The 7,943-nt window shown below is 64.7% G+C and carries 6 protein-coding genes and 1 pseudogene; 4 read left to right on the top strand and 3 right to left on the bottom strand.

The features are described 5' to 3' along the window. The 3 genes and pseudogenes from EOA75_RS24945 to EOA75_RS24935 form a co-directional block, all read left to right on the top strand. Positions 1 to 1,782, top strand: a pseudogene (locus tag EOA75_RS24945) (protein ndvB); the annotation flags it as partial. Positions 1,783 to 2,157: 375 nt separating this feature from the next. Then, positions 2,158 to 3,927: a glucan ABC transporter ATP-binding protein/ permease gene (locus EOA75_RS24940; RefSeq protein ID WP_067000546.1), complete on the top strand. Its 1,770-nt coding sequence runs from the start codon at positions 2,158 to 2,160 to the stop codon at positions 3,925 to 3,927. A gap of 198 nt (positions 3,928 to 4,125) precedes the next feature. Next, entirely contained in the window at positions 4,126 to 4,884 is a 759-nt protein-coding gene (locus EOA75_RS24935) for a heme ABC transporter permease (RefSeq protein WP_127325408.1), read from the top strand. Positions 4,885 to 5,117: 233 nt separating this feature from the next. Here the strand turns inward: EOA75_RS24935 and EOA75_RS24930 are convergent, their stop codons facing one another. Further along, complete coding sequence (locus tag EOA75_RS24930) at positions 5,118 to 6,176, bottom strand: D-TA family PLP-dependent enzyme (RefSeq protein ID WP_127325407.1); 1,059 nt, start codon at positions 6,174 to 6,176, stop codon at positions 5,118 to 5,120. A 207-nt stretch (positions 6,177 to 6,383) separates the two neighbouring features. On the opposite strand from EOA75_RS24930, the gene EOA75_RS24925 reads away from it, so the two are divergent. Beyond that, positions 6,384 to 7,070: a D-lyxose/D-mannose family sugar isomerase gene (locus EOA75_RS24925; protein WP_067000552.1), complete on the top strand. Its 687-nt coding sequence runs from the start codon at positions 6,384 to 6,386 to the stop codon at positions 7,068 to 7,070. 16 nt (positions 7,071 to 7,086) lie between these two features. On the opposite strand, the gene EOA75_RS24920 is transcribed toward EOA75_RS24925, so the two are convergent. Together EOA75_RS24920 and EOA75_RS24915 are read right to left on the bottom strand one after the other, a co-directional pair. Further along, entirely contained in the window at positions 7,087 to 7,359 is a 273-nt protein-coding gene (locus EOA75_RS24920; RefSeq protein ID WP_164747543.1) for a hypothetical protein, read from the bottom strand. A 19-nt stretch (positions 7,360 to 7,378) separates the two neighbouring features. After that, positions 7,379 to 7,943, bottom strand: a 565-nt coding sequence (locus EOA75_RS24915; RefSeq protein WP_164747542.1) for an RDD family protein, incomplete at its 5' end; no start/stop codon positions are given.

Raw genomic sequence — 7,943 nt, 5'->3', positions numbered from 1 at the left:
GTTCATTCGGTGACCGCCGACCGCGGCGAGTTCGTCGGCAGGCACGGCACGACCGAATATCCGCAGGCCGTGCTTGGCGGAGTTGCTTTGTCCGGCCGCGTCGAGGCAGGCGACGATCCGTGCGCGGTGATCGCCAGCGACATCGACATCCCGGCCGGCGGCGACGTGACGCTGTTCTGGCTGCTTGGCGACGCCGCCACGGCCGCCGAGGCGAGCGCCCTGGTCCAGACCCACAGGGACAAGGATTTCGACCGGCGTCTGGCCGACAATGAGTGCGTCTGGCGGGGCTTCCTCGACACCATTCAGGTCGAAACGCCGGACAAGGCGCTCAACGCCATGGTCAACCACTGGCTGCCCTACCAGAGCCTGGCCTGCCGCATCCGCGCGCGGTCGGCCTTCTACCAGGCGAGCGGCGCCTTCGGCTTCCGCGACCAGTTGCAGGATACGCTGGCCTTGCTGGCGCATGATCCGAAGCTGGCGCGCGACCAGATTCTCAACGCCGCCCGCCGGCAGTTCCAGGAGGGCGACGTGCAGCACTGGTGGCTGCCCCGCACCGATGCCGGCGTGCGCACCATGATCTCGGACGATGTCGTGTGGCTGGCGCACGCGACGGCCCGCTACATCGAGGTGACGGGCGATGCCGCCATCCTCAAGGAGCAGATACCGTTCATCGACGGGCAGGAGCTTGGCGAGGGGGAGCACGACGCCTTCTTCACGCCCGAGATCACCAAGACCACAGCCTCGCTTTACGAGCACTGCGCGCGGGCGCTCGATCTGGCCATCAAGCGCAGCAGCCCGGCCGGCCTGCCGCTGATCCTCGGCGGCGACTGGAACGACGGCATGAACCGTGTCGGCGAGGGCGGCAAGGGCGAAAGCGTCTGGCTAGGCTGGTTCCTGCTGAAGACGCTGGGTGACTTCGCCCCCATCGCCAAGGGACAGAGCGATGGCAAGCGGGCGCAGGCCTGGACGAAGCACGCGGACCTGCTGAAGCGGGCGCTGGAGAGCACGGCCTGGGACGGCCAGTGGTACCGGCGCGGCAGCTTCGACGACGGCACGCCGCTTGGCTCCCGCAATTCGGATGAGTGCAAGATCGACTCCATCGCCCAGTCCTGGAGCGTGCTGTCGGGCGAGGGGGATCCTGCCCGCTCGACCACGGCCATGGAACAGGCGACGAAGATGCTCGTCGACGACAAGCACAAGATCGTCAAGCTGTTCACGCCGCCCTTCTCGAACAGCGACAAGGATCCCGGCTATATCAAGAGCTACCCGCCGGGCGTGCGCGAGAACGGCGGCCAGTACACCCATGCCGCCACCTGGTTCGTCATCGCGCTGGCCGAGATGGGACGCACCGACGAGGCTTATCGCTGCTTCTCGATGCTGAACCCGGTCAACCACGCCTCGGACGAGGCGGCGGCCGAGCATTACCGCGTCGAGCCTTACGTCGTGGCGGCGGACATCTACGCCGGCGAAGGAAAAGGCGGCCGCGGCGGCTGGACCTGGTATACGGGGTCGGCCGGCTGGCTCTACCGGGCCGCGGTGGAAGGAATCCTCGGCATCGAGCGGCGCGGCAAGCAGATCACGTTTAGGCCGAAGCTGCCCGGCCATTGGGACGGCTACGCCGCCACACTCAAGATGTTCGGCGGCGAAATCAAGGTTCGCGTCATCCGCGACAAAAAGACCAAGTCGATCGCGCTTGAAGTCAATGGTTCGAAGACCAAATCAGGGTCTTTCGAACCGAGGGCCGGCGAGATGACCGACGTCGTCGTCAAGATACCTGCGTAGGATCAACGGTTTGCCTTGCAGGCCGCGCATCTCTCGGGATGCGCGGCCGAGCTTGGCGTTTTACTTTGCCAATGGGCCGGGCAGCGTGCGCCCACGCTGCTTCAGGCACGGCTAAGCAAGCGCAAGTGATTAAAAATGTGGCAGCGCTGGGCAGGTGCCATTGTTTTGCCGCAAGGCTGACATTTCACCTTTTATCTCAAACCGTTAGGTGATCACGTCAGATTTCGCACCGTCGTCATCTTTTGTTCGCTAAATCGGAACGGAAGGGATAGACGACGCATTGTTTCGCGACACATAAACCGGTACGTGTCAAAAAATGGTGCGGCGCACAATACCGACATTGAGCACGGACAAGAGTTTGGCGGAGTAGCTGAAGTGTCACTTCTGCAGATCTACTTTAGAGCGCTGAGTTATCTGGCTGCGGACAAGAAGCGCGTCGCGCTGATCTGCGGCGCCAACGTCGCGCTTGCCGCGATCGCCATTCTCGAGCCGATCCTTTTGGGCCGGGTGATCGGCGCCATTTCCGAAAAAGGTCCGGTGTTTTCGACGCTCGCCGTCTGGGCCGCTCTCGGTGTCTTCAATGTCATAGCTTTCGTGCTGGTGTCGCGCGGCGCCGACCGCTTCGCCCATGCCCGGCGTTCGGAAGTGCTGTGCCAGTCCTTCGAGCGCGTCATCACCATGCCGCTCGCTTGGCATCACCAGCGCGGCACGTCCAATTCGCTGCACACGCTGCTGCGCGCCGTCGAAACCCTGTTCAGCCTGTGGCTCGAATTCATGCGCGTGCATCTCTCGACGGCCATTGCGCTGGTGCTGCTGGTGCCGACCGCGCTTTCCATGGACATCCGCATGTCCATCGTGCTGCTGGGCCTCGGCGTGCTTTACGTCGGAATCGGCCGTATCGTCATGCGCCGTACCAAGTCGGGGCAGACCGCCGTCGAGCGCCACTACCACACCGTCTTTGCCCATGTGACCGACAGCGTCAGCAACGTCGCCGTGCTGCAGAGCTATAACCGCATCGGCCATGAGACCGCGACGCTGAAGCGCTACGTCAAGGACCTGCTCGACGCGCAGAACCCGGTGCTCGACTGGTGGGCTATCGCCAATGCGCTGAACCGCCTGTCGTCGACCATCTCGATGATGATCGTGCTCTCGATTGGGGCTTATCTCGTCACCCGTGGCCAGCTCCGTGTCGGAGACGTCGTCGCCTTCACCGGCTTTGCCGGAATGCTGATCGCCCGTCTCGACCAGATGTCGGCCTTCACGACGCAGATTTCCGAGGCCCGCGCCAAGCTCGAGGATTTCTATCGCCTCGAGGACTCGGCCGCCGAAACCGCCGAGCCGGACGGCCTGCGCGAGTTGACCAACGTCACCGGCCGTGTGCGCTTCGAGGACGTCAGCTTCGAGTTCGCGAATTCGGGCCATGGTATCGAGAATGTCTCCTTCGAGGTGCCGGCCGGCAAGACCGTCGCCATCGTCGGCCCGACCGGCGCCGGCAAGACGACGCTTATCAACCTGCTGCAGCGCGTGTTCACGCCGTCCAGCGGCCGCATCCTGATCGACGGCATCGACACTCGCACGGTGACCCGCAAGTCGCTGCGCCACTCGATCGCCACCGTCTTCCAGGACGCCGGCCTGCTCAACCGCTCGATCGAGGATAACATCCGGGTCGGCCGCGCCGATGCGAGCAATGACGAGGTGCACGCCGCCGCCAATGCCGCCGCCGCACAGGACTTCATCCTGGCCAAGAGCAGCGGCTACGACACCGTCGTCGGCGAGCGCGGCGGCCAGCTCTCGGGCGGCGAGCGCCAGCGCATCGCCATCGCCCGCGCCGTGCTGAAGGATGCGCCGATCCTGGTGCTCGACGAGGCGACCAGCGCGCTCGACGTCGAGACCGAGGACCGAGTCAAGGAAGCGATCGACGAACTGCGCCGCAACCGCACGACCTTCATCATCGCCCACCGCCTGACCACCGTGCGCGACGCCGACTTGGTCGTCTTCATGGACAAGGGCAAGGTGGTCGAATACGGCGGCTTCACCGAGCTGTCGCTGCGCAACGGCCGCTTCGCAGCCCTGCTGCGCGCCGGCGGCCTGCTCAACGACGAGGAGGTCCGTCGCCTCAGCCGTCCGGTGACGGAAGCGGCGTAAGCTTTCTTCCCTGTGGGACAAGGTGTCGCCGCAGGCGACAGATGAAGGTGTTCCAGGAAGATCAGCGTCTCACTCCGTCGCGCACCCTATCCGTCTCGGCGCTCGCGCGCCGATCCACCTTCTCTCACAAGGGGAGAAGGAGAGAGTGCGACAACCGTCCGATTGCCCCTGATGCATCGCCGGTCTATTTAGATCGGCATGAGCGACACCACCTCACGCCTCGCCGGCTGGATCGATCTCGCCAACCCGACGCGCTTCGTCGGGCTGGCCGACAAGGTTATTCCGTGGCTCGCGGCGACCGCGGCGATACTGCTCGGCGTCGGCCTCTATATGAGCTTCACCGCGCCGGAGGATTTCCAGCAGGGCATCACGGTGCGCATCATGTACATCCACGTGCCTTTCGCCTGGCTTGCGATGATGTGCTACACCATCATGGCGATCTCGGCGCTCGGCACGCTGGTCTGGCGCCACCCGCTGGCCGACGTGGCGCTGAAGGCAGCGGCTCCGATCGGCGCCACCTTCACCGCGCTCGCGCTGATCACCGGCTCGATCTGGGGCAAGCCGATGTGGGGCACCTGGTGGGTGTGGGACGCTCGGCTGACCTCGGTCTTCGTGCTTTTCCTCATGTATCTTGGGATTATCGCGCTGACCCGCGCACTGGACGACGCCGGCCGCGCCGCCTGGGCCGCCGCCATCATCACGCTGGTCGGCTTCATCAACATCCCGATCATCAAATTCTCGGTCGATTGGTGGAACACGCTGCACCAGTCGGCCTCGGTCTTCCGCCTCGGCGGCCCGACCATCGACCCTTCGATGCTGTGGCCGCTCGCCGTGATGGCGCTTGGCTTCACCGTGCTGTTCTTCGCGCTGCACCTGATGGCGATCCGCACGGAGATTTTCAGGCGCCGCGTGATCGCGATGCGCAGGGTTGCGGCGCGGCAGGCGGAACGGCAGTAGATTTTCGACCAATAGCGGTCTGTCGCGTTCCTTCTCGCCCCCCTCTGTCCTGCCGGACATCTCCCCCACAAGGATGGTGCGATTGCTTTCGGCAACTTTCAGCGTTTGGAGGAGGGCGCGACGCCCGAGCCGCCAATCTCCCCCCAAAGTGGGGGAGATGTCCGGCAGGACACGGGGGGCGCTGTCCCGCCAGCCTAGACGAACTTAAAACATCTGCGTGCGTCTCAGGATCCTCAAGCCATCTTCCCCCGCGCCGCCACCGGCAGCGTTTCCAGCACCTTGTCGCCGTCGATCAGATGCACCTGGTCGAACAAATTCGTCACCACGCAGCAATGATCGGGAACCACGCGCACGCGCTCGCCAATGCGCAGGGCGCCGCCGTCTGAAAGCGTGACGTTGCCGTGCTCCTCGCTCAGTCCAGTTACTCGCGCGCTGGGCACGCCGAGCAGCTCGCCGAAATCCGGCAGTCCTAGCGTATCGGAGGACAAAGCCTTGCTGCCGCTGTCGAGGATGGCGCGGAAGGGCGTCGGGTGGCTGACCACGGTGGCCAGCACCGTCAGCGCGCAATCGTCGAGCGTGCCGACGCCTTTGGCGACCTGGTAGCGGTCGAGATAGATGTAGGTGCCGGGCCTATATTCGGTGACGACGCTGTCCTCGCCCGAGCGCCACATGTCCGGCGTGCCTCCGCTGGAGATGCGCCGGCATTCGAGCCCGGCCGCCGCAAGCGTCTCGCGCGCGTTCCGCAGCCACGCCTCGGCTTCGGCGGCGCGGCCCGCCGCCGGATAAGTCATCAGCCCGCCGAAGGTCAGGCCCTTGGCCTGGTCGATCACTTTCGCCAGTGCAACCGCTTCGGCCGGGCTCTGCACGCCGCAGCGGCCCATGCCGGTGTCGCATTCGACCAGCACCGGCAGCGGGTGGCCGGTATCGGTGAAGGTCGCGGCTAGCCCTGCCAGCGTTTCGTGGCTGTCCGCCGTGACCGACAGCGCGACGCGGCCATGCAGTGCCTTCAGCCGCTCCAGCTTGGCGCGGCCGAGAATGTTGTAGGGCAGGAAAATGTCCTCAAGCCCGGCATCGGCCATCACCTCGGCCTCGCCGATCTTCTGGCAGGTTATGCCGACCGCGCCAGCCGCGACCTGCTTCTTCGCCCAGTAGGGCAGCTTGTGCGTCTTGATATGCGGGCGGAGCTTCAGCCCGTGGCGGTCGGCATGCGCCTGCGCCTTTGCGATGTTGGCTTCGGCGCGGGCCGCGTCGATCAGGATCGCCGGCGTGTCGAGATCGTCTATGCTTGCCATGAAGATCACCGTTCAAAAGCATGTCTCCCGAAAGTGGGAACCGGTTTCGGGATAAAGACATGCGCAATCAAAAACCCGTTGGGGTTATGGGCTTGATCGGGCCGGATGTCACGGGGCCAGAGCCGTCAGTTTGCGTCGACAGCGGACCGGCATTGCGATATTCGGGTTGGCAGATTTCAGCAGGCAGCGGCCGGAAGGAAAACGACCATGAAGCGCTCCAAAATCAACGACATCATCCGCGAAGCCGACGCCTTCATCCGCTCGTTCGGCTACATCATGCCGCCCTTCGCCTACTGGTCGCCGGAAGAGATGAAGGCGCACAAGGCGGACTCTTCGGCCATTTTCAGCTCGCGTCTCGGCTGGGACATCACCGACTACGGCCAGGAGAAGTTCGATGAGCTTGGTCTCTTCCTTTTTACCGTCCGCAACGGCCGCTACGCGGACATGAAGCTCGGCATGGGCATGCTCTACGCCGAGAAGATCATGATCTCGCGCAAGGACCAGCTGTCGCCCATGCACCGCCACAACATCAAGGCCGAGGACATCATCAACCGCGGCGGCGGCAAGCTGGTGCTGGAATTGTTCATGCACGACCGCGACGGCGGCATCGACCCGAAGGCCGAAGTGTCGGTACCGGTCGACGGCACCATCACCAGATTGCCCGCCGGCGGGCTCCTGAAGCTCGACCCGGGCCAGAGCGTGACGCTGCTGCCGGGCGTCTGGCACGCCTTCTGGGCCGAGGGCAAGGACGTGCTGATCGGCGAGGTCTCGACCGTCAATGACGACCTCACCGACAACGTCTTCCGCGATCCGATCGGCCGCTTCTCCAACGTCGAGGAGGATGTGGCGCCGGTTCACCTTCTGGTGTCGGATTATGAAAAATGGGTGGGGTAGGCGGGGCGCTGAGGCTCTATCCGGTCTGATTAAGAAGTGCGCGCAGCCGGCGCACTTCCGCGACCAGGCGAGGAACGTCCTGCCGCGCAGCCGCAATGAAATCTTGCTCCGCGACGGTCGCACCGGACCTTTCAATGTCTTCGCCGCGCTCTGCGCCGTTGCCGGTCTGGATGAAGTTGGATCCTCCGTCGAAATCCCGACCTTCGTCCCAAGATTTCCACGGTCCGGGGCAGGCTGCGGCCGCCCGCGATTCCATTTCCTGAAGTTCGAATTCGGGCAACGAACTCATCATTCCCTCGCTTAGGCGTCTACCGCGCGTACTTGTCCGCCTTCCGATTGCCCAGCAGCAGCTTGCGCTCCAGGTGCGCGCGCAGCTCGCCGTAATAGGCGGTGAGGAATGCCCGTGAATCGACCGGCTCGACCCTGGCGCCGATCTTGCGGCCTATCGTTTCCGCCACCGCTTTCATCGCGAAATAGTCGTCGCGGCGCAGCACTTCCTCCAGCTTGTGCAGCTCGGCGATGCCATAGGCGTCGAGCTGCGCGGCGCTGAACTGGAAGCGGGTCGCGACCGGATCCTTGCGCAGCGACAGATCCTCGAGCAGCGCCACCTTCGGCGCCTCGACCACCCAGGTTCCGGCGAGCAGGTCGCCAATCCGCAGCCGGTCGCGGTTGAAGAGCGGGAATAAGGAGAACAGCAGCGCCCACACCAGGCCGAAGATGGTCGACAGCGTGTCGGCGACGCCGGCGCTGCCGCGCGCCGCCAGGATCGACAGCGGCAGGAACACCTCGATCTCGCGCATCAGGTTGCGCGCGATGACCTGGTCGAGGCTGAGGCCGGCGCCGCTGCGCGAGGCGACGCGGACGCCGACCATC

This window comes from Mesorhizobium sp. M1A.F.Ca.IN.022.07.1.1 (assembly GCF_003997575.1).
Lineage (GTDB): Bacteria > Pseudomonadota > Alphaproteobacteria > Rhizobiales > Rhizobiaceae > Mesorhizobium.
This window is presented reverse-complemented; position numbering and strand designations above follow the sequence as displayed.

Coding starts and splice junctions, on each gene's coding strand:
- EOA75_RS24935 (WP_127325408.1), top strand. CDS start 4,126: ATGAGCGACACCACCTCACGCCTCGCCGGCTGGATCGATCTCGCCAAC.
- EOA75_RS24930 (WP_127325407.1), bottom strand. CDS start 6,176: ATGGCAAGCATAGACGATCTCGACACGCCGGCGATCCTGATCGACGCG.
- EOA75_RS24925 (WP_067000552.1), top strand. CDS start 6,384: ATGAAGCGCTCCAAAATCAACGACATCATCCGCGAAGCCGACGCCTTC.
- EOA75_RS24920 (WP_164747543.1), bottom strand. CDS start 7,359: ATGAGTTCGTTGCCCGAATTCGAACTTCAGGAAATGGAATCGCGGGCG.